This is a genomic window from Sanguibacter sp. A247 (assembly GCF_052324925.1).
Lineage (GTDB): Bacteria > Actinomycetota > Actinomycetes > Actinomycetales > Cellulomonadaceae > Flavimobilis.
The window spans coordinates 620,956-644,494 of the sequence record NZ_JBQPRE010000002.1 but is presented as its reverse complement, the minus strand read 5'-3'; the positions used below and the strand labels follow the sequence as shown (position 1 = coordinate 644,494).

Here is a 23,539-nt window from a genome sequence, read left to right as displayed (position 1 = left end):
CGGTCAGAACGCCGCTGACACTAGGCGAACGATTCGGACTGCGCGCGCCGAATGTGGAGAACTGTGGAAGACGGAGCCTGTGGACAGCACCGGTTGGATACCACGAATGACCCGAGGGCCTGCGAAAACGCAACGGACGAGGGCTACCCACCCACGTCTCACACAATGGACGTTGCGGGGGTCTCGCCTCAGGCTCCTGCCGACCTCACTCGGCGGATGAGCTCACGCCGTTCCGTCCCGCCCGGGCAGCGGCCTGGTGACGTACGCGTCGTCGTGCGAGAGCAGCTCGCGCGCCACCGCGGGCAGGTCCCCCGCGACAACGTCGGCGAGCGTCGTCGCCTCGAGAACAGAACGCATGGCCACGCGCAGCGCAACCCACGCCTCACGCAGGTGCTCCGACGCGCCGCGGTAGTCGACGCACTCGGGCTGCGCGCCCGCGATGTTCGCGAGCGGTCCGTCGATCGCCCGGATGACGTCGGCGATGGCCACGTCAGCAGGGTCGAGCGCGAGCCGGTACCCGCCGTCCGCGCCGCGGCGTGACTCGACGATCCCTGCCGTCCTCAGGTCGCCGAGGATCGAGAGCATGAAGGCGCTCGGGATCTGCTGGGCGGAGGCGATCTGGTCGGCCTTGAGCATGCCGTCGGCCCGGTGCGCGGCCAGCTCGAGGCACCCACGCACGGCATAGTCGGTCTTGGCGGTCACGCGCATGGGGTCAGCATGCCAGTCCCCGCGACGCTCCGTCCGGGACGCTCACAACGCGCCCCACGCTCCCCCGCGCCGGTAGGCGGGTGTCGCCATCGCCAGCACCATGAAGGCCACGAGGACCGAGCCCGTCATGACTGAGACCATCGCGACGCCGGTGCCGCCGACGAAACCCACGACGGGGGCGATGAGCCCGCCGAGCGCCGCCTGCATGGCCCCGAGGAACGCCGCCGCGGTCCCGGCCATGTGGCCGTAGTCGTTGAGCGCGAGGACGCTCGCGTTGCCGGGGATGAGCCCCTGTATCGACAGCATGAGCCACAGGAGCGCGCACATGAGCGCGAACCCGCCGAGGCCCGAGGCCGTCACGGCGACGAGCAGGAGACCGAAGACGGCCTGCACGATGATGGCGACGCGCAGGACACGCAGGGGTGCGACGCGCTTGACGAGGTAGGCGTTCACCTGGGCGCCACCGACGAGCGCGATGCCGTTGATCGCGAAGAGGAGCGCGAACTGATGACTGTCGAGGCCGTGCTCACGCTGGAAGACATACGTCGAGCCGACGACGTAGCTCATGATGACGGCCTGAGCCATACCCGGGATGAGTGCGAGCGCCATGAACCTCTTGGTCCGCACGAGCTCGAGGTAGCCGCGCGCTACCCCGCGCGGGCCCGCGATGCGTCGTCTCTCCGACGGCAGCGTCTCGGGCATGAAGCGCCACACGAGAACAGCCAGGACGAGGCCGATGCCGGCGAGCACGCCGAAGACGCCGCGCCACGTCCAGGCGGACGCGATCGCGCCACCGGCCGCGGGCGCGAAGAGGGGGGCGACGCCGATGACGAGCATGAGCCGCGAGAGGAGGCGCGCGGCATCGGAGCCGACGAAGCGGTCGCGGATGACGGCGATCGCGACGACCGACGCGGCGGCGTTGAAGAAGCCCTGCAGGACGCGCAGCGCGATGAGCATCGTCATGCTCGGCGCGATCATGCACAGGAGCGAGGTGAGGACGTGACCCACGAGCCCGACGAGGACGGGCAGCCGTCGTCCGAAGCGGTCCGAGAGCGGCCCGATGATGAGCTGGCCGACGGCTCCTCCGACGAGCATCCCGGAGATGGTCAGCTGGGCGGCGGCAGAGCTTGCGCCGAGCTCCGCGCCGACGGTCGGCAGTGACGGCAGGTAGATGTCCGTCGTGATCGCGGGGACGGCGGCGAGCGATCCGAGCAGGAGAACGTACTTCGGACCGGGGTGGTACTTCGCGGGCGCCGGGGTTGTCACTCCCGGATCATAACGTTTCGATCACTGCGGCCGGGGCCAGAAAGTCCGTGGCTCGTGCCACAGTGAAGGCATGTGCGGACGCTTCGCCTCGGCCCGGCAGACCCAAGATCTGCTCGACGCCTTCCTCATCGACCCCACCCTGCCGCTCGACGCCGAGCTGCAGCAGTGGCACGCGTCATGGAACGTCGCCCCGACGCACACGGTCCGCATGGTCGTCGAGCAGCCCCCGCGTGAGGCGCCGGGTGCGGCGCCCGTCCGGCAGCTGCGCACGGCACGGTGGGGCCTCGTGCCCTCGTGGGCCAAGGACCCCTCGGGCGGAGCGCGCCTCCTCAACGCCCGCTCCGAGACCCTCCTCGAGAAGCCCTCGTTCAAGCGCGCCGCGGCCGCGCGCCGTTCCGTCATCCCGGCCGACGGCTACTACGAGTGGCAGCGCCTGGGCGAGGGCACCAAGCCCGCCAAGCAGCCCTACTTCATCCACCCCGCCGACAACACCGTCGCCGCGCTCGCGGGCCTGTACGAGTTCTGGCGCGATACGTCGCTGCCCGACGACGACCCCGGCCGGTGGCTCGTCACGTGCACCGTCCTCACCCGCGCAGCCGGGGGGCCGCTCGCCGAGATCCACGACCGCACCCCCGTCATGCTCACGGACGCGACTATCGACGGCTGGCTCGATCCCTCGACCGACGCCCGCGAGGCACTCGACCTCGCACTTTCCGACGCCCCAGCGCTCGCCTGGCACCCCGTCTCACCCCGCGTGGGCCGCGTGAGCGAAGACGACGCGATGCTCGTCGCCGAACACGCGTAGAGCGGCGCGCGTCAGTCGCGCGCGAAGTCCAGACGCACGGGCGTGAGCGTCCCGAGCCCGGGAACCTCACGGGGCTCGAGGTTTGTCAGCGCAAAGTGCGGGTTGGACGCAAGCCGGTGCGCCGTGACCTCGTCGAGCAGAACGGTCGACGGCTGCGCCTGGTCCGTGAGGCGCGAGGCAAGGTTGACCGACGGCCCAAAGACATCACCGAAACGCGCGAGCACGCGCCCCCACACGAGGCTCACCCGCACCGGCCGGCCCGCAATGCCCTCAACTCCGAGGTCGTCCTCGGTCGCCTTCGCCAACCCCAGAGCAACGCGTGCGCCCGTGACGACGTCGTCCGCGATGAACAGCAGCGCATCACCGATCGTCTTGACGACCCGACCGCCGTTCGCCGTGACGATGTCGCGCGCCCGCGCCTCGAACGCCTGGATGAAGTTTGAGAAGTCCTCGGGCGACATCGTCGCCGTCATCCGCGTGAACGAGACGATGTCAGCAAAGCCCACAGCGCGTGGGAGGGGCAGATCCCGGCCCGAGCGGATCGACGCGGCGTCCTGGTCGGCATCGCCGAACTCGGCAGCCATCCGCGTGACGAGCGCAGCCGTCTGACGACGCCACGCATGCACGAGCTGCCGCTCCAGGACCGGCGCAAGACGGTCCATCGCGCGGATGACAGCGCGGCGGGCATCCGGGTCCAGCAGGCCCTGCTGCCGCACCGTGTGGTCGACGAGCGCCTCGAAGTGCCACCACGACAGCCGCTCGGTCGAATGCCCCACCGACCTCACGAGCGACGCGAACGTGCGCGCATCGAAGTTCTCCTGGTCGGCAACCGCGTGGAGGTCGGCGAGCGCCTCGACATCACGGTGCGTGTACTCGCGCGCCTCGGGGTTCGAGCCCGGCAGGCCCATGAGCTGCCAGTACCGCGCGACCCACGCGTCATCGACGCCCGACTCCTCGGCGAGCTCGTGCAGCGTCGTCGATCGTTCGCCCCCGAGGAGCCGAGCGACAACACGCTCGACCTCTTGCGACCACTCGTCCGACACGTCGGCCATCCTATGCCGCTGCCCTCACTCGACCCCGATGACGCGCAGGTGCTGCACGTCGCCGCTGACGATCCGTTCGACCTCACCCGACGTCACCCGAACGAGCAACGCCCCGTCGGCGCCAAGACCGGTCGACGTGCCCCGGACCTCGCGACCCCCCGCCACCGTGACGCGCACATCCGTGCCCACCGACACGCACAGCGCCGCCACCTCGTCGGCAAGCCCCGCGGCGACCGCATCACCCGCATGCTCGCGCCACAGCGCGAGGATCTCCACGAACGAGTTCTCGAGCGCCGCGACGAGCAGCTCACGCCGCTGCGACGCGCCGTGCGCCGCGAGCGACGAGGCCGACGCGACCGGAAGCTCCTCCGCGCCCTGGTCGACGTTGATTCCCAGGCCGACGACGACGCGCTCGTCGTCGACGACCTCGGCAAGGATGCCGCCGACCTTGCGCCACGGCCCCCACCCGAGCAGGTCATCGCCATCAGGCGCGGGCACGAGCACATCGTTGGGCCACTTCGTGCGGACGTCGAGGCCCGTCATGCTGCGCAGCGCGCGCGCTGCCGCCAAACCCGCGAGAAGCGGCAGCCAGCCCCACGTGGCGCGCGGGGTCGAGGGCGCCACGAGGAGTGAGGCGGTGAGCGCCGTGTGCGGGGGTGTCTGCCACGCGCGGTCAAGACGCCCGCGGCCCGCGGTCTGGTGGTCCGCGACGAGGAGCGACGGAATCGGCCACGCGTGCGGGGCCTCCCGTGCCTCCGCGACAAGGACCGTGTTCGTCGAGGTCACCTCGGAGCGGACCTCGACCCGCGCGAGCACGCCGACGGGCGCGCGCAGCAAGTCCCTCAAGAGCTGTGCGTCAAGCGGCTCACGTGGCGCGTCGGAGGTCATGACCCCATCCTTGCGCACCTTGACGGGGCCGACACAGCCGCGCCCCGCGCAGCACCGCACGCGAGCCCGAACAACCCGTAACTCTTGTGCGACGTCGACATCGTGAGTCCCGGCACGACAGCCCGCCCGTGCCACGTTCACGCCGCCTTTGTCGACTTCCGACAACTCCCGCGTCGCAACACGCATGAGACGCACGGCTCCCCCAGCGCCGCTTCGCCCTACTCTCGGAAGAGTGACCGAGACCCCCCGCACCGCCGCCAAGCTCGACGACCTTCGCGCGCGCCGCCGCGCCGCGATCGACGACCACGAGGCCGTCGCGCGCGACAAGCAGCACCCGCGCAACAAGAAGACGGCCCGCGAGCGCATCGAGGTGCTGCTCGACGAAGGCAGCTTCGTCGAGCTCGACGCGTTCGCGACCCACCGTTCGACGAACTTCGGCCTCGACAAGCGCAAGATCGCGGGCGACGGCGTCGTCGTCGGCCACGGCACGATCGACGGCCGTCAGGTCTGCATCTACTCCCAGGACTTCACGACCTTCGGCGGGTCGCTCGGCGAGGTCCACGGCGAGAAGATCACCAAGGTGCAGGATCTCGCCCTGCGCACGGGCGTCCCGATCATCGGCATCTCGGACGGCGGCGGGGCACGCATCCAAGAAGGCGTCGCCGCTCTCACGCAGTTCGCGGAGATCTTCCGCCGCAATGTTGCGGCCTCAGGCGTCATCCCGCAGATCTCGCTCATCCTCGGCCCGTCGGCCGGCGGCGCGGTGTACTCCCCCGCGCTCACCGACTTCATCGTCATGGCCGACGGCACCTCAAACATGTTCATCACGGGGCCGGACGTCATCCGCTCCGTCACAGGGGAGGACGTCGGCTTCGAGGAGCTCGGCGGTGCGCGCACGCACAACGAGCGCTCAGGTGTCGCCCACTTCATGGGCGCCGACGAGGACGACGCACTCGACTACGTCCGTCACCTCGTGGGCTTCCTCCCCCAGAACAACCTCTCGGACGCGCCCACCTTCGCCGACGAGGCCGAGCTCACGACGACCGAGGAGGACCTCGAGCTCGACACGCTCATCCCGGACTCGGACAACCAGCCGTACGACATGCGCACCGTCGTCGAGCACGTCCTCGACGACGGCGACCTCCTCGAGGTGCAGCCCCTGTACGCCCCCAACGTCCTCATCGGCTTCGGCCGCGTCGAGGGCCGCTCGGTCGGCGTGGTGGCGAACCAGCCGCTGCAGATGGCCGGGACCCTCGACATCGCCGCAGCCGAGAAGGCCGCACGGTTCGTGCGGACGTGCGACGCGTTCAACATCCCCGTCCTCACGTTCGTCGACGTGCCCGGGTTCCTGCCCGGCACGCACCAGGAGTGGGACGGCATTATCCGCCGCGGCGCCAAGCTCATTTTCGCGTACGCGGAGGCCACGGTCCCGCTCGTCACCGTCATCACGCGCAAGGCCTACGGCGGCGCGTACATCGTCATGGGTTCCAAGCAGCTCGGGGCCGACATCAACCTCGCCTGGCCCACCGCGCAGATCGCGGTCATGGGCTCGGGCGGTGCGGTGAACATCCTTCAGCGGAGCGCGCTCAAGGCGGTCGCGGACGCGGGCGGCGACGTCCAGGCCGAGCGCCAGCGCCTCACCGACGAGTACGAAGAAGCGATCGTCAACCCGTGGGACGCGGCCGCGCGCGGCTACGTCGACGACGTCATCGAGCCGTCGACCACGCGCGTGCAGATCGTCCGCGCCCTGCGTGCGCTGCGGACCAAGCGCGCTGCGCTTCCCGCAAAGAAGCATGGGAACATCCCCCTGTGAACATCAACGACGCGACCCCACAGACTCCTGACGACAACGGTCCGGACGCGGACGACGTCGACCCCGCGCACCTCGCCCCGCTCGTCTTCGACGCGAGCGAGCTTCACGCGCACATCGAGTCCCTCACCGCAGCGCTTCACCGCTACGTCGATCTTGCCGTCGGCGCCCGCGCCGAGTTCGACGCGGCGACCGTCGAGGTCGACCCGCGCATCGAGGCCGCCGAGGACGAGATCGGCCTCATCAACGCCGAGATCTCCAGGATCTTTGACGCTGACCTGGGGCTCGTCTCAGGTCATACGACCGAGGCGTGGGACGGGCGCGAGGTCCCCTTCCTCCTTGACGAGGACGATGACGACGAGGACACCCCCGGCGCAACCGTCATCGACATCAGCCTCACCGTCGCCCCGGGCCCCCTCCACACGGGTGCTGACCCCCTCGAACGTGCACTTGAGATCGTCGAGAATGCGGCTGACGACGTGACGGCCACGCTCGAAGACGCCGGGTACACGGTCGACGGCTGGTCCGTGAGCCGTGAGCTCGCGGACGACGACGAGGACGACTGACGGAGATGACTCTCATGACTGACGCGTTCCCCGGCGTCCGGGTTCTGCGCGGCGCCCCCGACGACCTTGAGCTCGTCGCGCTCGTCGCAGGGCTCGCCTCAGCGTCCCCCGACGACCCGGTCGACGAGACGCGCCCGCCCCGTCCCGTGTGGGGCCGCGATCGCGGCATCCGAGGCGCCCAGGCGTTCGGGGTCGCGGACGACACGTGGCGCTGGAGTCTCCAGCGCTGAGCGCGCGAGCCACCACGTCCCGCTCGGCTGCACGAGGGGCCGCAGCACGGCCCGCACGGGTGTGCTCGCGAGGGCGCAGCTGAGCGCGATGCCGACGACGACGAGCGCGACGAAGTCGCGCGGAGAATGGACCGCGTCGAAGAGCCCGACGCTCTTGGCCTGCTGCACGAGCACGGGGTGCACGACGTAGACAGTCATCGACCCCGCCCCCAGGAGCGTCCACCCCGCGATGCGTCGCGTCGGGGTGAGCGCGAGCAGCCCCAGTGCGCCCGTCGCGCCGAGCACGAGGACCAGGCCGCGCACGCCGGCCTCGACAACCTGGTGCTCCCAGCCGCCGCTGTACATCCCCGCGAACCGCAGGACTCCACGTCCCATGAATCGTGAGAGCACGAGCAGGCCCGCCGCCGACACGACGAGGGCGACGCCACCCGCGAGCCGCGCGCGCGTCGTCCCGACGAGCGCTCGCGCGCCACGGGCCCGCAGCCGCCACCCCAGCCAGAACAAGGGCAGGTAGACGAACGCACGCGACCCCGCGAACGACTGACCGAGCTGCGGCATGAACCCCGCGCCCAGCGTGAGCACGACGACGAGTGCCCCAGCCCCCCGCACGCGCGCCAGGAGCGGGAGCGTCAGGCGCCACCAGAACAGCGCAAGCAGGAACCACAGCCCGAAGGCCGGGTAGAGCGGCTCGTACCGCCACAGGTCGTCGACGATCCCGCGCCGCACGAACGCGATCGCGTCCCAGAGGAGGTAGACGCCCAGCACGTTGCGCAGCAGGACGAGCAGCCGACGGTCGTCGAGCGGACGCGCGTCCGAGAAGTAGCCGGCGACGAGCACGAAGAGCGGCACGCGCAGCGGCCACGTCGCCCAGTAGAGCCACCCAGCGATCTCGGAGCGCGCCAGAACGGGCTCGAGCAGGTGCATGACGACGATGAGCGTGGCCGCAACGAAACGCGCGTTGTCAGCCCAAGCGTCGCGCTGCGTGCGCGCAGAGGCAGATCTCACTGTCGCACCGTAGGTCGTGGGCGACGCCCCCGACGCCCGCACGCAGACTGGCCGGTCAACGTTCCCGGGCCGTTCAACGCTGCGACAACGCCCGGCCACACCGCGCCGTGCCGTCCCCTGCTCGCCGTCGCCCGGACACGTCCACCTCACTCTGGCGACACCGGGCGCTCCTAGCGTCGGCGAGGTGAGAGCGAACACCTCAGAGCACGACGCGCACCTGCCCGTCCGCCCCTCCGACGCCGAGCCCCTGGCCGTCGTCGTCATCCCCGCGCGGGGAGGCTCGCGCGGGATCCCCCGCAAGAACCTCGAACGCGTGGCGGGACGCAGCCTCGTCGCGCGGGCCGTCCGGTCAGCGATCGGCGCGAACGTCGGCCTCGTCGTCGTCTCCACGGACGACGAGGAGATCGCGGTCGAGGCAGCCCGGCACGGCGCCCGCGTCGTGCGGCGTCCCGCCGAGCTCGCCGGTGACACCGCCGGGTCCGAGGGCGTCGTCCTGCACGCCCTCGACCAGCTCGTCGCACACGGCGAGCACCTGCCCGCCGTGACCGTGCTGCTCCAGGCGACGAGCCCGTTCGTCGACCCGCTCGACCTTGCGGTCGCGGTCCATCGGGTCGCCGACGGCGTCGCGGACGTCGTTCTGTCGGCGACCAAGGATCACTCGTTCCGTTGGACGCACGACGCCGACGGCGTCGCGTCGCCCGTCGGGCATGACATGTCCTTCCGCGCACGCCGCCAGGACCTGCCGCCGCAGCTGCGCGAGACGGGCGCGTTCTACGTCATGCGCACGGCTGGCCTGCGCGAGCACCGCAACCGGTTCTTCGGCCGCGTGACGCTCCACGAGGTGCCGGGGCTCACGTCGATGGAGATCGACACGCCCGCCGACCTCGCGCACGCCCGCGCGATCGCCTCGCACCTGTTCGACCCGTCGACGGCACCGCACGTCGACGTCGACGCGATCGTCACCGACTTCGACGGCGTCCACACCGACGACCACGCGAGCCTCACGGCCGACGGGACCGAGCACGTACGCGTCCACCGCGGCGACGGCCTCGGGGTCGCACGGGTCCGCCGCGCCGGCATGCCGTTCCTCGTCCTGTCGACCGAGCAGAACCCCGTCGTCGCCTCACGCGCCCACAAGCTCGGCGTCGAGGTCGCGCACGGGATCGACGACAAGGCAGGCGAGCTGCTCACGTGGCTCGCCGCCCACGACCTCGACCCCGCGCGGGTCGCGTACGTCGGCAACGACATCAACGACCTCGGGCCCATGTCGCTCGTCGGCTGGCCCGTCGCGGTCGCTGACGCGCACCCCGAGGTGCGAGCCGCAGCACGCCACGTCCTCACCCGCTCGGGTGGTGACGGCGCCGTCCGCGAGATGTGCGACCTCGTGCTCGCCGCACGCGACGAGCACTCCCCCCATGTCCCCACCTTTGCGGCGCCCGTCGCCGCCGTCACCAGGAGCCAGTCATGACCTCGAACCTCAACGGCCAGGCCACGGCCGCCGCACCCGTCGCGCTCGGCGAGCAGCTCGTCGGGACGGGTCAGCCCGTCTACGTCATCGGCGAGATCGGCATCAACCACAACGGCGACGTCGAGATCGCCAAAGAGCTCATCGACGTCGCCGCCGACGCCGGCGCGAACGCCGTGAAGTTCCAGAAGCGCACGCCCGAGATCTGCACGCCGGCCGCGCAGCGCGACCAGATCCGCTCGACCCCGTGGGGCGAGATGACGTACCTCGACTACCGCTACCGCGTCGAGTTCGACCGCGCCTCCTACGAGAAGATCGCGATGCACGCCGCTGACCGCGGGCTGCACTGGTTCGCGTCACCGTGGGACGTCCCATCGGTCGGGTTCCTCGAGGACCTCGGGGTCGTCACCCACAAGGTCGCCTCGGCCTCCGTCACCGACCTCGAGCTGCTCCGAGCACTCGAGTCGACCGGCAAGCCGATCATCCTCTCGACCGGCATGTCGACGATCGAGCAGATCGACCGCGCGGTCGAGACCCTCGGGACCTCGCGCCTCATCCTCATGCACGCCACCTCGACGTACCCGCTGCCGCCCGAGGAGGCCAACCTCCGCATGATCTCGACGCTCTCCGAGCGCTACGGCGTGCCCGTCGGCTACTCGGGCCACGAGCGCGGCCTGCAGATCTCGGTCGCTGCCGTCGCCCTCGGCGCCGTGACGGTCGAACGCCACATCACCCTCGACCGCACGATGTGGGGCTCGGATCAGGCCTCGTCGCTCGAGCCGACGGGTCTGAAGAACCTCGTCCGTGACATCCGCATCGTCGAGCAGGCGATGGGCGACGGCATCAAGCGCGTCTTCCCCGGAGAGCTCGCCCCGCTGTCGCGCCTGCGCCGGGTCGACGCCTGAGCATGGCCACGGTCCTGCCCGCGTCGGGACGACCGCGTGTGAGCGTCGTCGTCCCGGCGCGGGACCAGGCCGACCACATCGAGGCGGCCCTCACGAGCCTCACCCGGCAGCTCGACGACCCGAACGAGCTCGAGGTCATCGTCGTCGACGACGGCTCGGTCGACGGCACGGGCGACCTCGTCGAGGACCTCGCGGGCCGGTTCGCTCGGCTCGAGCTCGTGCGCAACGACATGCCGACGGGGGTGGCCAACGCGCGCAACCGCGGCCTCGCGCTCGCGCGCGGCCGCTACATCGCCTTTCTCGACCCCGACGACTGGTTCGCGCGCGGCCACCTGCAGCACGTGAGCGACGCGCTCGAGGCTCTCGGCGTCGACTTCGTCCGGTGCGACCACGTGCGCGACGAGCACGGCAACCGCTCCGTGCGCGCCGTTCCCGAGCACCGCCGCAGTCTCGTGCTCGACCCGCGCGAGGGCATCGGCCCGGCCCACCTCACGAGCCCTGTCGACTACCCGTTCGTGCCGTTCGGTCTCTACGACGCGCGTCTACACGACGAGGGTCTGCTCAGCTTCGTCGCGGGCCTGCACACGGCCGAGGACCGCGCGTGGATCTGGCGCATGCACCTGCACGCCCGGACGTGGGCGGTCGTCGACGGGCTCGGCGCCTTCTACCGCCGGGGCACTCCCACCTCGCTCACGCGCGTGCTCGACCGGCGTCAGCTCGACGTCGTGCTCGCCTACCGCGAGATCTTCCTGCTCGTGCGACGCGACCCGGCGCACGAGCAGCACTGGCCCAAGGCAGTCCGGCAGCTGCTCGCGATGGCGTGCCATCACCTCGCGCGCTTCGCCGGCGCTGACGATCCACTCGCCGACGAGCTGCGCGACGGCGTCGACGTCACGCTCGCCATCGCTCCGCCCGACGTCGTCAGCACGGTTCTGGACGGGCTCTCGCCGCAGCGCCGTGCGCTGCTCCTCGGGGAGCCGCAGCATGCCGGCGACGCACCGCGCGGCACCTCACGTCTCGGGAGCTCACGTTGACGCAGATCCTTCTCGTCACCTCACCGCGTCAGATGCTCCTGCTCGCCGCGGCGATCGACCACGGGGCACTGCCCGCCACGTCGGCGGGGAGGATCGTCGCGCTCGCCGACACCGTTCCCGTCCCGGAGACGGGGCCCGAGCTCTCACGTTCGGCCGCGCTCGCGCCGCTGCGCAACCGCACGACGGCCATCGTCAGCTGGACGGAGCTGATCGCGCCGCTGCGTCCCGCCTCGTTCGTGCCGCGCCGTGACGAGCAACCCGTGTGGGAGCGGGTCGTGCGCGAGGCATGGTCCGTGCCCGCAGGGCCCGTCAGCCTCGTGCTCGCCGATCCGACGTCAGGGCCCGGAAGGGCTCTCGTCCGCATATTCCCGCACGCACGTCTCACCCTCCTCGCCGACCGCCTCGAGCGCTGGGCACCGTTCCCGAAGCCGCTCGGTGACGGTGTGCCGGGTCGGCTCGACCTCCTCGTCGCTCCCGAGCTCGTCCCCGGGCTCCGGCCGCGCGTGCTCGACGAGCACGGCACAGCCACGGTCGTCGTGCCCGTGCGACGCCTCGTCGACGTCGTCACCGAGGTCGTCCGCCCGGGGCCGCCGGGCGTTCGCCCCGGCGGCCCCGGGACCGGGCGCACGGCGCTCGTGCTGCTCGATCCCCCGGGCGATCTTGGCCTGGACCTGCCTGACGGTGACGGCCCACCCGATCCGACCGCGGTGTCGCTCGCGGAGGCGCTCACCGACGACCTCGCGGGCCTCGTCGCCGCAGAGGTCCGGTCGGCGTCGATCACCGAGGTCGTGCTCGTCGCCCACCCACGCACGCCCGCGCGGCTCGTCCAGCGCGCCGTTCGCGCCGTGCGCGCCACGGGCGCGACGGTCCGCGCGGCGGACCCCGACGTCCCCACGGAGGTCCTCGTCCACCGTGATCGGCCCGCGCTCGTGCTCGGGACCGCGTCGACGTCTCTCGTCACGGCGCTCGCGCTCGGTGCGCCCGACGTGCGCGCTCTCGGCACGGCCGAGACGCTCAGGTCGCTCACCCCGTACCACCACCCGGCTCGCACGGCGCTCACGGTGGTCGACCGGCTGCTCGCTCCGGGCGCCGACCCGACGGCCTCCGACGTCGTCCGGCTCGTGGACGCGGTCACGTACGTCATGTACCCGCAGCGAGTTCCGCACCTGCGGCCGGCGGCCGTCGCGCTCCTCGTCGCGGAAGGTCAGCACGACGCGCAGGGGCGGGCCGCGTGGCGCCGGTGGGTGCGCAAGCGACGCGTCGAACGCCTCGGGCTCCTCGACCACGCGACGTCGAGGGACGACGCGGCACCATCGAGGGATCACGCGACGTCGAGGGACGACGCGGCCCCGGCGGTCGCGCGCGCGGTGCCTGGTACGCCGCCGACGGCGAACGTGGCCGCCGCTGCCGCGCGCGGGCTGCGCGTCCCGCGCCCGGGTCGGCTGCGGGCCGCGTGGGCACGCCTCACCCCGTCAGGCCACTCCCGGCGCGACGCATGACGCACCTGGCCATCGTCGAGTCACCGCTCCAAGTGCTCGGCCTTGCCGAGGCCGTCCTCGCGGGTGCGGAGGGTCCGGTGACGGTCGTGCCGCGCACGGCCACGGCGTCCGCGACCCTCCGCGTCCTCGCGCCACACCTGCCCGCCAACCTCACGGTGCACCCGTCCTGGCTGCGCCCCGGCACGCCCGGGTCGTCGTCGCTCGTCCTGGGTGACGCGCTCTCGGGTGCGGGGCAGGCTCGCCTCATCCTCCACGGCCGCCGCTCCCCGGTGACGTTGCTCGACGACGGGACGGCGACCCTGCTGCTCATCGACGCGCTCGTGGGACAAGGGTCGCTCGTGCGCGCGCAGTCCCCACCGTCAGTCCCGCGACGAATGCTCGCCGCCGCGGCGCGTCACGCCCTCGCGTCCCGCGCTCGCGCGGGCCTGCTCACCGTGCGCACGTGCCTCCCCCTCGACCCGCACGAGGTCATCGCGCTCACGCGCGAGGGGGTGCGCGTCGAGCGGCACGCGCTCGAACGCGTCCGAGCGCTCGACGTCGCGCCCGCCATCACCGACGACGTCGTCGTGCTGGGCTCGGCCCTCGCGGACGACGGCCTCATCGCGGCCGACGCCTACGAGGTGTGGCTCACGACGACGATCCGGGCTGCGCGCGAGCAGGGATCGAGCGTCCGCTACCTCGCCCACCGTCGCGAGCCCGCCGCGCGGCTTGCGCGAGTTGCCCGCGAAGGTGCGTCGACCGATGCGATCCCGGTGCCCGCCGAGCTCCGGCTTCACGGCCGCGGCGGTGTTCGACGCGTCGTCACCCTGCCGACGTCCGTCCTCCTGACGATCGGCCCAGCACTCGTGGCCGACGGCGTCGACGTCGACGCACAGGCCGTCCCGGCGTCGTGGTGGACACCGCGTGCGTCACTCGCCACCCGCGCCCACCTCGGCATGCCGCTCGCGCTCTTCACCCGGGCTGCCGCCGCGGGCGCACCGCGCCCAGGCCCGGCGCCCGCTCCCCCACCATCTCGAGAGGTCCCCGCAGAATGACGGCACAACTGACCGGCGACATCGCACCCGCACGCGCGCCCCGGATCCTCGCGATCGCTGACTCGGACTCCTACCTCAAGTGGGGCGCCGCGACCCTCGCGACGCTCACCGACGTCGGTGAGCTCGACCTCGTGCTCCTTCGCTCACCGATCCTTCCCTCGGAACTCCAGCGAGCCGCGGCTGTCGCGGGGACGCCGTTCGAGAGCCGCGAGGTTCCGGTGCTCACGCTCCGCAGCCTCCGTTCACGACTACGCACCGCGCGCCCCGACGTCATCGTGCTCTCGGCGACCGGCCCCGTGGCCGAGCTCATCATCGATCTCGTCGCCCGGCTCGGCACGGGCCGCAGCGAGCACGAACGCGCTCGTCGCACCGCGCGCACGGTCGCGGGCACGACCCCACGCGCGGGCAGGCCCGCGCTCGTCGGGGGCCTGCCCGGCATGTCGTACCCCGCGACGCTCAGGGCGTTGCGGTTCCGCGCCGGGCAAGATCTCTTCGTCGTGCACTCCGCGCGTGAACGGCGCGAGTTCGCGGCCGTCGCCGACCAGCTCGAGCTCGACCTGCGCATCGCCCTCGCGCCGCTGCCCTTCCTTCCTGACCGCGTCACCCGCGCACCTGCCCGTGCTGGCGCCAAGGACGCGGAGGACGCGGAGGCTGCGGCCACCGCGTCGGCACCGCACCCCCTCACGCGCGTGGTCTTCACGCCCCAGGCGAAGATGCCCGTGACGCGTGCCCACCGCGAGAAGATCGTGCGTGCGCTCGCGCGGCTCGCGACCGAGCGCCCCGAGGTCGACGTTGTCATCAAGGTCCGGGGTCGAGCCGGAGAAGCCCAGACGCACCGCGAGGACCTACCGTTCGACACGCTGCTCGACGAGCTCATCGCCCAGGGCGTCGTCCCGCCCGGGGCGATCCGGGTCGCGACCGGGCCGCTGGCTGACCAGCTCGAGCCCGGCTCCGCTCTCGTCACCGTGTCCTCGACCGCCGCCCTCGAGTCACTCGCCGCAGGCATCCCGACGCTCATCCTCGAGGACTTCGGCGTCAACGAACGCATGCTCAACGCGGTCTTCCTCGGCTCCGGCTGCCTGGGCTCGCTCGACGACCTCGCAGCAGGCCGCTTCGGAACCCCCGACCCGGTGTGGCTCGAGGACAACTACCTGCACGGTTCCGCGAGCGAGCTGGCCGACGCCGTCCGCGAGCTCGTGCAGCGCGGCAGGTCCGCGGACCTGCCCCACCCGGATCTCGCACGACGACCAGGGGTCGTGCTCGGACGTCAGCGCAGGCGGCTCGTGAGGACCCGGCTGCGCTCGGAGCTCCCGGCAGGCCTGCTTCGCGTCCTCACGGCGCCGGGACGCGCGCGTCGCGCGCTGCGACGCGGCCTGCTCCGCGCGGCACGTCGACCCCGCGCAGGAACCCCGCACCCCAGCTGAGGTGCATGGTCGCGAGCACCGCGGGCAGCCGGACGACGACGCGCCACGGCTGATCCCGTCCCGCGACGAGCGCGCCTCCGGCAAGGACAGCGCCGTAGCCGAGCCCAGGCATAGCACCGAGCCCCGTGAGCCACACGCCCCATGAGTCGTCCGTGAGCAGGCCGACGACGCCCGCGGCGAAGAGCACCAGCCCCGTGACCAGACCGAGCACGGTGAGGGGCGGAGCAAGGTACCTCGGGGAGGCCGTGCCGCGGTGACGCCGCACGACCTCGCGGCGCCACCGACCCGTCGACCAGAACTGGCGTGCCAGGGCCCGGAACGACGCACGCGGCCGATACTCGACGACGAGACTCGGGTCGAACCACACGAGTCCTCCCGCACGCCTGATGCGAAGGTTGAGCTCCCAGTCCTCGGCCCGCTCGAAGAGCTCGTCGTAGCCGCCGGCACGGTCGAGGGCCGCGCGCCTGAACACGCCGAGGTAGGCGGTCTCGCTCGGGCCCGCGGCACCTCCGACGTGGAAGGGCGCGGGCCCGATCCCCACCGGGTGGGACATGCCGATCGCGACCGCACGCTGCGTCGCGCCGACACCGCGCGGGCTCATGAGCCCGCCGACGTTGGCGGCACCCGTCGCGAGGAGGATCGTCACGGCCTCCCGCACATAGCCGTCGGGCAGCGCCGTGTGCCCGTCGAAACGCACGAGGACGTCGGAGCGAGCATCGCACGCACCCATCGCGACATTGAGGCCGTCGGGAATGAGCCCCGTGCGGTTCTCGACGATGCGCACGCGGGGGTCGGAGCGGGCCATCTCGGCCGCGATGCCATAGGTGTCGTCCCGGGACGGCCCCACCGCGACGACGACCTCGAAGTCACCCGGGTAGTCCTGGGTGAGGACCGACTGCAGCGCCCGTCGCAGGTGGTGCTCCTCGTCCCGGACCGTCGCGAAGATCGAGACCGGGGGCCAGGGATGGGCGTCGCGGTCAGCGTCGGTGAGCGTCACGCCCCGACGCTAGGACTCCCGGACGTCCGTGGAGCGAGAAGCTGTCGACGCCGTGGCGTCGGCGACGTGAACAGCCGTCGTCTGGGCGCTCGCGACGCTCGGACGCGGCGGCTCGTTCTCGAGCGACTCGACCGAGACGGGCGCGGCGGACCCGGCGACGTGCCCGCGCACCTCGGCTGGGGCCGCGGTGCGCTGCGCGTCGTCCTGCGGCGCTGGTGGCGTGAAGAGCCACGTGTACGTCGGCTGGATGAGGGGCCTGAAGACGCGTCGCACGGGCGGCGTCGCGAGCAGCGTCGCAAAGACTGCGGTCGCGGCGAGCAGGAGGAGCACGTCCGTGCGGGAGTCGAGCCGGTCGAGGAGGCCCGTCTCGGCAAGCTGCCGCACCGCGAACGGGTGGATGAGGTAGATGTAGAACGAGCCCGAGCCGAGGTACGTGATCCACAGGAGACGTCCGCGCGGCATGAGCGCGAGAACCGCGAGCGCAGCGAGGATCCCGCCACCGATGAGAACGAGCACGCGCGCGGTGAAGTCGCCCATGAGGTTGCTCTCCGCGTACGGCTTGACCATCGAGAACCAACGACGCTTGAGGTCGTCCTCGGTTGCGAAGATCGCGACGGTCCACACGGCGAGGACGGCCACGGAGGCCCATCGCACCCAGACGCGGTCGAGCACGTGACGCAAGCCATGCTCGCGCAGCTTCGCGCCGACGAGGAACACGGGGAAGAACGCGAGCGTGCGGCTCATGGAACCGACCCCCGCGATCGAGGGTGCGAAGCCCGCGATGAGGGCGACGCCGATGCTCAGCAGAACGACCCCGCGCAGGTGCGTGACCAAGGGCAGGAGCGCGCGCCAGATGAACAGCGACAGGAGGAACCACAGGGCGAGCGACGGACGCGCTGGATCGAACTGGAGGGTGCCGCTGAGCATCCACTTGTGCGCGGTCGCGAGGAGCTCGAAGCACAGGTAGACGAACAAGATGTTGCGCAGGAGCGAGATCGCGTGCCGTCGATCAAACGGCCCGGCGTGCGAGAAGTACCCCGCGAGGAGCGCATACAGCGGAACGCGCGCGGGCCAGGCGACGAAGAGCAGGTGGTCGAGGATCGCGCTCTCACCCTGGACCTGGTCACCGAAGTGCACCATGACGATGAGGACCGCTGCAAAGAACCGCGCGTTGTCCGGCCACGGGTCGCGCGGACCGCGCCGCGTCCTGGCCGAGGCGTCAGCCGTGCGGGTGCTCACGTGTGGGATCTCCTCAAAGTTCGGGGGTGGCGCGTGCCGAGGCTGACGGTGCCACCTCACGCAAAGAGAAGTGTGCCGTACTTTCCGACGATGAGGGCTGCGAGAACGATCACAAGGCCGGCTGCTGCGTAGGCGTCGGCTCCCGAACGCACGAAGGCGAGCGCGCGGCGCTGGGCTGCGGGCGGGAGATAGAGGTTGTCCTCGAGGATGTTGTGGTGAAGGAGCGTCATGAAGACGAGAGTCGTGCCGACCGTGATGACGAGGCACCACGGGCACAAGGCGCCGATGACCCACATGGACTGCGAGAAGAGCCACAGCGCGAAGGCGAGGCCGAAGAGGTAGACGACCTGCGCCGAGAACATGAACCATCGCGGGAACCGCACGCCACCCAGGCTTGCGACAGCGATCGTGATGACGACCGGCTCGCAGATCATGCCGAGGAACGCGTTGGGGAAGCCGAAGAGCGCGGCCTGCCACGACGCACCGACCGCGCCGCACGAGAGCACCGCGTTGATGTCGCACGCGAGCGCGGCGTCGGGGTTGGCGGCCAGCGTGATGGCCTCGGTTGAGAGCACCCACGAGGCGATGAGCGAGCACAGGGCGGAAAAGAGCATCGTGCCGAAGATCCAGCCACGCGTGTGGCGGAAACCTTCTCGAGCGTCATCGAGTACGCGCGGTTCGATGTCAGTCATGTGCCCTCCTGGGTGTCCGGTCCATCGTGTGCGACGTCCGGCCACGCATGCTGGGGACGAAGGTCCCCAGAAGCGTACTGTCCCGACGCTGGGAGTTTCCGGGGAGCCGCGATTCTCGATGCACGACTGCTCCCCCGCGGCCTAGTGTGCCGTCATGACCACTTCCGCACACGCCGCGTCCGCACCTGACCCCGCTGCGGCTCCCACCTCTGCCACCTCCTCACGGACGCCGACAGCGATCGACGCCCTAGCAGACGCTCATGTCGCGACGGTGTGCCGCCTCGACCCGTTCACGGCGACGGGCATCGGCGTGCCGGGCTACGACCACCTTGCGCCCGACTGGTCGCCCGCGGGAGTGACGGCTCGGGCGGAGGCGGCGCGCGCGACCCTTGCGGCGCTCGACGCCCTCGTGCCGGTCGACGACGTCGACGTCGTGACGGCCGCTGCCATGCGCGAGCGTCTGGGCCTCGAGGTCGCCCTGTTTGACGCGGGCGAGCTTCTCGCGCCCCTCAACAACATTGCGTCGGCCGCCCAAGAGCTGCGCGAGATCTTTGATCTCATGCCGACCGCGACGCCCCAGGACTGGGAGACGATCGCGTTGCGGCTGCTCGCAGCGCCCGCTGCGCTTGACGGCTACATCGTCTCGCTCCGCGAATCGGTGCAGACCGGGCCGCTGCCCGCCCGCCGTCAGGTCGAGCTCGTCACGGCCCAGGCACGTGCGCAGGCCGACGCGGCCACCTCGTTCTTCACGTCGTTCGTCGAGGGCGAGGCGGTCGACGCGGCCCTCGATGGTTCCGCGACGTGCGCGGCGGTTCGCCGTGACCTACTCGAGGGTGCGGCGGCGGTGCGCGCCGCGTACGGGCGCCTCGCTGACGCTCTCGAGCGCGACATCGCACCGCACGCGTCAGACGTCGACGGCGTCGGCGAGGAGCGCTACGCCCTGTGGTCGCGCTACTTCCTGGGCGCGCGCATCGACCTGCGCGAGACGTACGCGTGGGGGCTCGAGGAGCTTGCGCGCATCGTTGCCGAGCAAGAGGCCGTCGCGGCTGAGATCGGCGGCCCTGGGACGAGCGTCGAGCGGGCCATCGAGCTGCTCGACGCCGACCCCTCGTACACGCTCGAGGGAACAGATGCGCTGCGCCGCTGGATGCAGGAGACCTCGGACGCGGCGATCGCGGCCCTCGACGGCACGCACTTCGACATCCCCGCACCTCTGCGCCTGCTCGAGTGCCGCATCGCCCCGACGCAGACGGGTGGCATCTACTACACGGGGCCGTCGGCCGACTTCTCACGGCCCGGCGCGATGTGGTGGTCCGTGCCCGCGTCGGTCACGACGTTCTCGACGTGGCGCGAGCTGACGACCGTCTACCACGAGGGCGTTCCTGGACACCACCTTCAGGTCGGCGGCGCGGTCGCGCTCCCGCTCAACGAGTGGCGACGCCTGCTGTGCTGGACGTCGGGCTTCGGTGAGGGCTGGGCGCTGTACGCCGAGCGGCTCATGGCCGACCTCGGGTTCGTCACGGCGCCGGGCGACCGGCTCGGCATGCTCGACGCGCAGCGCATGCGCGCGGCACGCGTCGTCCTCGACATCGGCGTGCACCTGGGCCTCGAGCGGCCCGAGGAGTGGGGTGGCGGGACGTGGGACGCGGACAACGCGTGGGAGTTCCTCCGGGCCAACGTGAGCATGGACGAGGACTCGTTGCGTTTTGAGCTCAACCGCTACCTTGGCTGGCCCGGTCAGGCTCCTGCCTACAAGGTGGGGCAGCGCCTGCTCGAGCAGATGCGGGAGGCCGCGGGTGCCGCGGCCGAGTCGCGCGGCGAGGAGCTCGACGTCCGCCAGTTCCACTCGCGCGTGCTGTCCGTCGGGTCGCTGGGTCTCGACACCCTCAAGGAGGCCGTCCTCGCGCAGGCGTGAGCGCGCGCCACGATGAGATGGCGATGCCCCGCCCCCGTGTGTTGGAGGGCACGCGTGGCGGGGCACCGCGACTCCAAGCGTGGGTGCGGGGTATCGGAGGGGTACGTACCCCCGCGCCCACGCTCGCTTGTGGGCGACAGCGTTGTCGCCGGGACCTGACGGCTCCGAGGCGCTCGTCGAGCGCTCCGGGTGATCCCGGCACGTGTCCCTTGCCTTATCCTCGCGGTGCGTGCCCGCCCTCCCGGGGGACGAACGTCCCCGGCGCCGGGGTCGCGCGACCCTCGCCACTACGCTGGTGGCATGACCCGGCTCGTCCTTGCCTCTGCGTCCCCCGCCCGCACCGCGACCCTGACGTCCGCCGGGATCGACGCACCCGTGCGTGTCTCGGGCGTCGACGAGGACGCGGTCCTCGCTCAGGCGACCGCGCGGTTCGGTGAGCTCACGCCAGCCGACGCGGTGCTCGCGCTCGCGCAGGCGAAGGCGCTCGCGGTTGCAGCGGAGCTCGGGTCCGACGACGACGACACCTCGCGCGACGTCGTCCTTGGGTGCGACTCCATGCTCGAGATCGATGGCGCTGTCGTCGGCAAGCCGGGCGACGCGGCGACGGCGCGCGAGCGCTGGCGCGCGATGCGCGGCCGCTCGGCTTCGCTCCACACCGGCCACTGGCTCGTCGACCTGCGCACGGCTGAGCAGGGTGGGACGGGTGGCACGCTCGGCGCGACGAGCACGACGGTCGTGCGGTTCGCTGATCTGAGCGACGACGAGATCGACGCCTATGTGGCGACGGGCGAGCCGCTCGTCGTCGCGGGGGCCTTCACGATCGATGGTCTCGGCGGGCCGTTCGTCACCGCCGTCGAGGGCGACCCGCACGGCGTCGTCGGGCTGAGCCTGCCGCTTCTACGCGAGCTGCTGGCCGAGCTCGGTATTCGGATCCACGACCTCTGGCGCACCGCTCGCTGAGCGGGTTGACGCGCCCGGCTGCTTGTCGGCCGCGCACAACGTCGCACGTCCTGAGCGGAGGCCGGACCCGCCTCGTTTGTTGACCCTGAACAAACGGCTGAGGTCCGGCTTGGACCGCCGTCCAATGTTGTCCCGACACCCGGATGCCTGCCCGCGACGGCACCGGTCGAGGCGATACGGTGAGCCGTGCCCGCACTCACGAAGGTCCTCATCGCCAACCGTGGCGAGATTGCCGTCCGTGTCGCCCGCGCTTGCGCCGACTCCGGTATCGCCTCGGTCGCCGTCTATGCCGACCCGGACCGCGACGCCCTCCACGTCCGGCTCGCCGACGAGGCGTTCGCGCTCGGCGGTGCCCGCGCCGCCGACACCTACCTCGATGTCGCCAAGCTGCTCGACGTTGCTCGCCGCTCGGGCGCCGACGCCGTCCACCCGGGCTACGGCTTCCTCTCGGAGAACGCCGCGTTCGCGCAGGCGGTCATCGACGCCGGCCTCACCTGGATCGGCCCTCCACCGTCCGCGATCGAGTCGCTCGGCGACAAGGTGAGCGCACGCCACATCGCCCAGCGCGCCGGTGCACCCCTCGTGCCCGGCACGGCCGACCCCGTGACGTCCGCGGCCGAGGTCGAGGACTTCGCGCGCTCGCACGGCCTGCCCATCGCCATCAAGGCGGCCTTCGGAGGTGGCGGCCGCGGGCTCAAGGTCGCCCGCACGTATGAGGAGATCGGCGAGCTCTACGAGTCGGCGGTGCGCGAGGCCGTCGCCGCGTTCGGTCGCGGCGAGTGCTTCGTCGAGCGGTATCTCGACCGGCCGCGTCACGTCGAGACGCAGTGCCTCGCCGACGCGCACGGGACAGTCGTCGTCGTCTCGACGCGCGACTGCTCGCTGCAGCGTCGCCACCAGAAGCTTGTCGAGGAGGCGCCCGCGCCGTTCCTCACGGACGCGCAGAACGCCGAGCTCGTCGCGGCGTCGAAGGCGATCCTCTCGGAGGCCGGCTACGTCGGCGCAGGAACGTGCGAGTTCCTCGTCGGGCTCGACGGCACCCTGTCGTTCCTCGAGGTCAACACGCGCCTCCAGGTCGAGCACCCTGTGACGGAAGAGGTCACGGGGATCGACCTCGTGCGCGAGCAGCTGCGCATCGCTGCGGGCGAGCCGCTCGGCTACGACTCGGTCGAGGTCCACGGGCACTCCTTCGAGTTCCGGCTCAACGGCGAGGACCCTGCAGCGGGATTCCTCCCGCAGCCGGGCACGATCACGCGCTTCGACCTTCCGACGGGACCGGGCGTGCGCGTCGACTCGGGCGTCGTCGCAGGCGACACGGTCTCGGGCCTCTTCGACTCGATGATCGCCAAGCTCATCGTCACGGGCGCGACGCGCGAGCAGGCGGCGCAGCGGGCTCGCCGCGCGCTGCGCGAGCTGACGATCGAGGGCATCGCGACCGTCGTCCCCTTCCACCGGGCTGTCATGGCCGACGAGCGCTTCGTCCCCGTCGACCCGGACGAGGCGTTCGGGGTGCACACGCGCTGGATCGAGACGGAGTTCGTCGACACGCTCGCGTCGCTCGCGCCCGCGACGGGGGCTGGCACCGCCGAGCCCGACGGCGCTCCCGCGACCGAGCGCGTCGTCGTCGAGGTCGCGGGCAAGCGCCTCGAGGTGGTCATCCCCGCTGGCCTCACGGGGGCACGCCGCCCGTCAGGGCCGGGGGCCCGGCCGCAACGGGTGCGTCGCCAGACGCGCGTGGCGTCAGGCTCGTCGGGCACCTCGCTGTGCTCCCCCATGCAGGGAACGATCGTCAAGGTCGCCGTGGCCGAGGGCCAGGAGGTCGCCGCGGGCGACCTCGTCGTCGTGCTCGAGGCGATGAAGATGGAGCAGCCGCTCGTCGCCCACCGCGCCGGGACGGTGACGAGCCTGCAGGCGGCCTCGGGCGCGGGCGTGAGCTCGGGCACCGTCATCTGCGACATCGTCTGACCTGACGACCAGCCGGCCGTCCGACCTCTGGGAGTGCGCGCGCCACCGACCGAGAAGTCCCAGCGCGACCAGTCGCCGGAGTCGTACCG

At 71.7% G+C, this 23,539-nt stretch carries 20 protein-coding genes; 13 read left to right on the top strand and 7 right to left on the bottom strand.

Annotated elements, in window-relative coordinates; translation table 11 throughout:
* Positions 1 to 222: 222 nt before the first annotated feature.
* Together ACTVCO_RS07020 and ACTVCO_RS07015 are read right to left on the bottom strand one after the other, a co-directional pair.
* A complete protein-coding gene (locus tag ACTVCO_RS07020) occupies positions 223 to 708 on the bottom strand; it encodes an RrF2 family transcriptional regulator (RefSeq protein ID WP_443727682.1) in 486 nt (161 codons plus the stop codon).
* Between the two features lie 42 nt (positions 709 to 750).
* Complete coding sequence (locus ACTVCO_RS07015; RefSeq protein WP_443727681.1) at positions 751 to 1,974, bottom strand: multidrug effflux MFS transporter; 1,224 nt, start codon at positions 1,972 to 1,974, stop codon at positions 751 to 753.
* A 70-nt stretch (positions 1,975 to 2,044) separates the two neighbouring features.
* On the opposite strand from ACTVCO_RS07015, the gene ACTVCO_RS07010 reads away from it, so the two are divergent.
* The gene (locus ACTVCO_RS07010) at positions 2,045 to 2,779 is read left to right on the top strand and encodes an SOS response-associated peptidase (protein ID WP_443727680.1); all 735 of its coding nucleotides are present in this window, start codon (positions 2,045 to 2,047) and stop codon (positions 2,777 to 2,779) included.
* 11 nt (positions 2,780 to 2,790) lie between these two features.
* Here the strand turns inward: ACTVCO_RS07010 and ACTVCO_RS07005 are convergent, their stop codons facing one another.
* Both ACTVCO_RS07005 and ACTVCO_RS07000 read right to left on the bottom strand, forming a co-directional pair.
* On the bottom strand, positions 2,791 to 3,822 hold the full coding sequence (locus ACTVCO_RS07005; protein WP_443727679.1) for an adenylate/guanylate cyclase domain-containing protein: 1,032 nt from the start codon (positions 3,820 to 3,822) through the stop codon (positions 2,791 to 2,793).
* 24 nt (positions 3,823 to 3,846) lie between these two features.
* Positions 3,847 to 4,710, bottom strand: coding sequence for a biotin--[acetyl-CoA-carboxylase] ligase (locus tag ACTVCO_RS07000; RefSeq protein WP_443727678.1), 864 nt, complete (start codon positions 4,708 to 4,710; stop codon positions 3,847 to 3,849).
* A gap of 184 nt (positions 4,711 to 4,894) precedes the next feature.
* Here ACTVCO_RS07000 and ACTVCO_RS06995 point away from each other — a divergent pair, with 184 nt between their 5' ends.
* The 9 genes from ACTVCO_RS06995 (at position 4,895) to ACTVCO_RS06955 (ending at position 15,682) form a co-directional block, all read left to right on the top strand.
* Positions 4,895 to 6,523 carry an acyl-CoA carboxylase subunit beta gene (locus ACTVCO_RS06995; RefSeq protein ID WP_443727677.1) on the top strand — a complete coding sequence of 543 codons (1,629 nt, stop codon included), beginning with the start codon at positions 4,895 to 4,897 and terminating at the stop codon, positions 6,521 to 6,523.
* Positions 6,520 to 7,086, top strand: a complete 567-nt coding sequence (locus ACTVCO_RS06990; protein WP_443727676.1) for a hypothetical protein — start codon at positions 6,520 to 6,522, stop codon at positions 7,084 to 7,086. Before ACTVCO_RS06995 ends, ACTVCO_RS06990 begins: the two co-directional genes overlap by 4 nt.
* A 5-nt stretch (positions 7,087 to 7,091) precedes the next feature.
* A complete protein-coding gene (locus ACTVCO_RS06985) occupies positions 7,092 to 7,316 on the top strand; it encodes an acyl-CoA carboxylase subunit epsilon (protein WP_443727675.1) in 225 nt (74 codons plus the stop codon).
* Positions 7,317 to 8,505: 1,189 nt separating this feature from the next.
* The gene (locus ACTVCO_RS06980) at positions 8,506 to 9,789 is read left to right on the top strand and encodes a cytidylyltransferase domain-containing protein (protein ID WP_443727674.1); all 1,284 of its coding nucleotides are present in this window, start codon (positions 8,506 to 8,508) and stop codon (positions 9,787 to 9,789) included.
* A complete protein-coding gene (locus ACTVCO_RS06975; RefSeq protein ID WP_443727673.1) occupies positions 9,786 to 10,691 on the top strand; it encodes an N-acetylneuraminate synthase family protein in 906 nt (301 codons plus the stop codon). The genes ACTVCO_RS06980 and ACTVCO_RS06975 overlap by 4 nt, the downstream gene beginning before the upstream one ends.
* Positions 10,692 to 10,729: 38 nt before the next feature.
* Positions 10,730 to 11,725, top strand: a complete 996-nt coding sequence (locus ACTVCO_RS06970; protein WP_443727672.1) for a glycosyltransferase family 2 protein — start codon at positions 10,730 to 10,732, stop codon at positions 11,723 to 11,725.
* Positions 11,722 to 13,224: a hypothetical protein gene (locus tag ACTVCO_RS06965; protein ID WP_443727671.1), complete on the top strand. Its 1,503-nt coding sequence runs from the start codon at positions 11,722 to 11,724 to the stop codon at positions 13,222 to 13,224. Before ACTVCO_RS06970 ends, ACTVCO_RS06965 begins: the two co-directional genes overlap by 4 nt.
* Positions 13,221 to 14,258, top strand: a complete 1,038-nt coding sequence (locus ACTVCO_RS06960; RefSeq protein WP_443727670.1) for a hypothetical protein — start codon at positions 13,221 to 13,223, stop codon at positions 14,256 to 14,258. Before ACTVCO_RS06965 ends, ACTVCO_RS06960 begins: the two co-directional genes overlap by 4 nt.
* Entirely contained in the window at positions 14,255 to 15,682 is a 1,428-nt protein-coding gene (locus ACTVCO_RS06955) for a DUF6716 putative glycosyltransferase (RefSeq protein WP_443727669.1), read from the top strand. The genes ACTVCO_RS06960 and ACTVCO_RS06955 overlap by 4 nt, the downstream gene beginning before the upstream one ends.
* Here the strand turns inward: ACTVCO_RS06955 and ACTVCO_RS06950 are convergent.
* Genes ACTVCO_RS06950 through ACTVCO_RS06940 form a run of 3 tightly spaced genes read right to left on the bottom strand, consistent with a single transcriptional unit; the run spans position 15,591 to position 18,610 of the window.
* The gene (locus tag ACTVCO_RS06950; RefSeq protein WP_443727668.1) at positions 15,591 to 16,679 is read right to left on the bottom strand and encodes a glycosyltransferase family 2 protein; all 1,089 of its coding nucleotides are present in this window, start codon (positions 16,677 to 16,679) and stop codon (positions 15,591 to 15,593) included. The genes ACTVCO_RS06955 and ACTVCO_RS06950 overlap by 92 nt on opposite strands.
* Positions 16,680 to 16,688: 9 nt before the next feature.
* On the bottom strand, positions 16,689 to 17,918 hold the full coding sequence (locus tag ACTVCO_RS06945) for an acyltransferase family protein (RefSeq protein ID WP_443727667.1): 1,230 nt from the start codon (positions 17,916 to 17,918) through the stop codon (positions 16,689 to 16,691).
* A 56-nt stretch (positions 17,919 to 17,974) separates the two neighbouring features.
* Positions 17,975 to 18,610: a vitamin K epoxide reductase family protein gene (locus tag ACTVCO_RS06940; protein WP_443727666.1), complete on the bottom strand. Its 636-nt coding sequence runs from the start codon at positions 18,608 to 18,610 to the stop codon at positions 17,975 to 17,977.
* 154 nt (positions 18,611 to 18,764) lie between these two features.
* Here ACTVCO_RS06940 and ACTVCO_RS06935 point away from each other — a divergent pair, with 154 nt between their 5' ends.
* The 3 genes from ACTVCO_RS06935 to ACTVCO_RS06925 all read left to right on the top strand — a co-directional run bounded on the left by ACTVCO_RS06935 (position 18,765) and on the right by ACTVCO_RS06925 (position 23,450).
* Positions 18,765 to 20,525, top strand: coding sequence for a DUF885 domain-containing protein (locus tag ACTVCO_RS06935; protein WP_443727665.1), 1,761 nt, complete (start codon positions 18,765 to 18,767; stop codon positions 20,523 to 20,525).
* Positions 20,526 to 20,825: 300 nt separating this feature from the next.
* Positions 20,826 to 21,485, top strand: a complete 660-nt coding sequence (locus ACTVCO_RS06930; RefSeq protein ID WP_443727664.1) for a Maf family protein — start codon at positions 20,826 to 20,828, stop codon at positions 21,483 to 21,485.
* Positions 21,486 to 21,671: 186 nt separating this feature from the next.
* Complete coding sequence (locus ACTVCO_RS06925) at positions 21,672 to 23,450, top strand: acetyl/propionyl/methylcrotonyl-CoA carboxylase subunit alpha (RefSeq protein WP_443727663.1); 1,779 nt, start codon at positions 21,672 to 21,674, stop codon at positions 23,448 to 23,450.
* Positions 23,451 to 23,539: the final 89 nt, after the last annotated feature.

Bases quoted from the DNA above. Each gene is read 5' to 3' on its own strand.
- ACTVCO_RS07020 (WP_443727682.1), bottom strand. From the start codon at position 708: ATGCGCGTGACCGCCAAGACCGACTATGCCGTGCGTGGGTGCCTCGAG.
- ACTVCO_RS07010 (WP_443727680.1), top strand. From the start codon at position 2,045: ATGTGCGGACGCTTCGCCTCGGCCCGGCAGACCCAAGATCTGCTCGAC.
- ACTVCO_RS07000 (WP_443727678.1), bottom strand. From the start codon at position 4,710: ATGACCTCCGACGCGCCACGTGAGCCGCTTGACGCACAGCTCTTGAGG.
- ACTVCO_RS06995 (WP_443727677.1), top strand. From the start codon at position 4,895: ATGAGACGCACGGCTCCCCCAGCGCCGCTTCGCCCTACTCTCGGAAGA.
- ACTVCO_RS06985 (WP_443727675.1), top strand. From the start codon at position 7,092: ATGACTCTCATGACTGACGCGTTCCCCGGCGTCCGGGTTCTGCGCGGC.
- ACTVCO_RS06975 (WP_443727673.1), top strand. From the start codon at position 9,786: ATGACCTCGAACCTCAACGGCCAGGCCACGGCCGCCGCACCCGTCGCG.
- ACTVCO_RS06960 (WP_443727670.1), top strand. From the start codon at position 13,221: ATGACGCACCTGGCCATCGTCGAGTCACCGCTCCAAGTGCTCGGCCTT.
- ACTVCO_RS06955 (WP_443727669.1), top strand. From the start codon at position 14,255: ATGACGGCACAACTGACCGGCGACATCGCACCCGCACGCGCGCCCCGG.
- ACTVCO_RS06940 (WP_443727666.1), bottom strand. From the start codon at position 18,610: ATGACTGACATCGAACCGCGCGTACTCGATGACGCTCGAGAAGGTTTC.
- ACTVCO_RS06935 (WP_443727665.1), top strand. From the start codon at position 18,765: ATGACCACTTCCGCACACGCCGCGTCCGCACCTGACCCCGCTGCGGCT.
- ACTVCO_RS06930 (WP_443727664.1), top strand. From the start codon at position 20,826: ATGACCCGGCTCGTCCTTGCCTCTGCGTCCCCCGCCCGCACCGCGACC.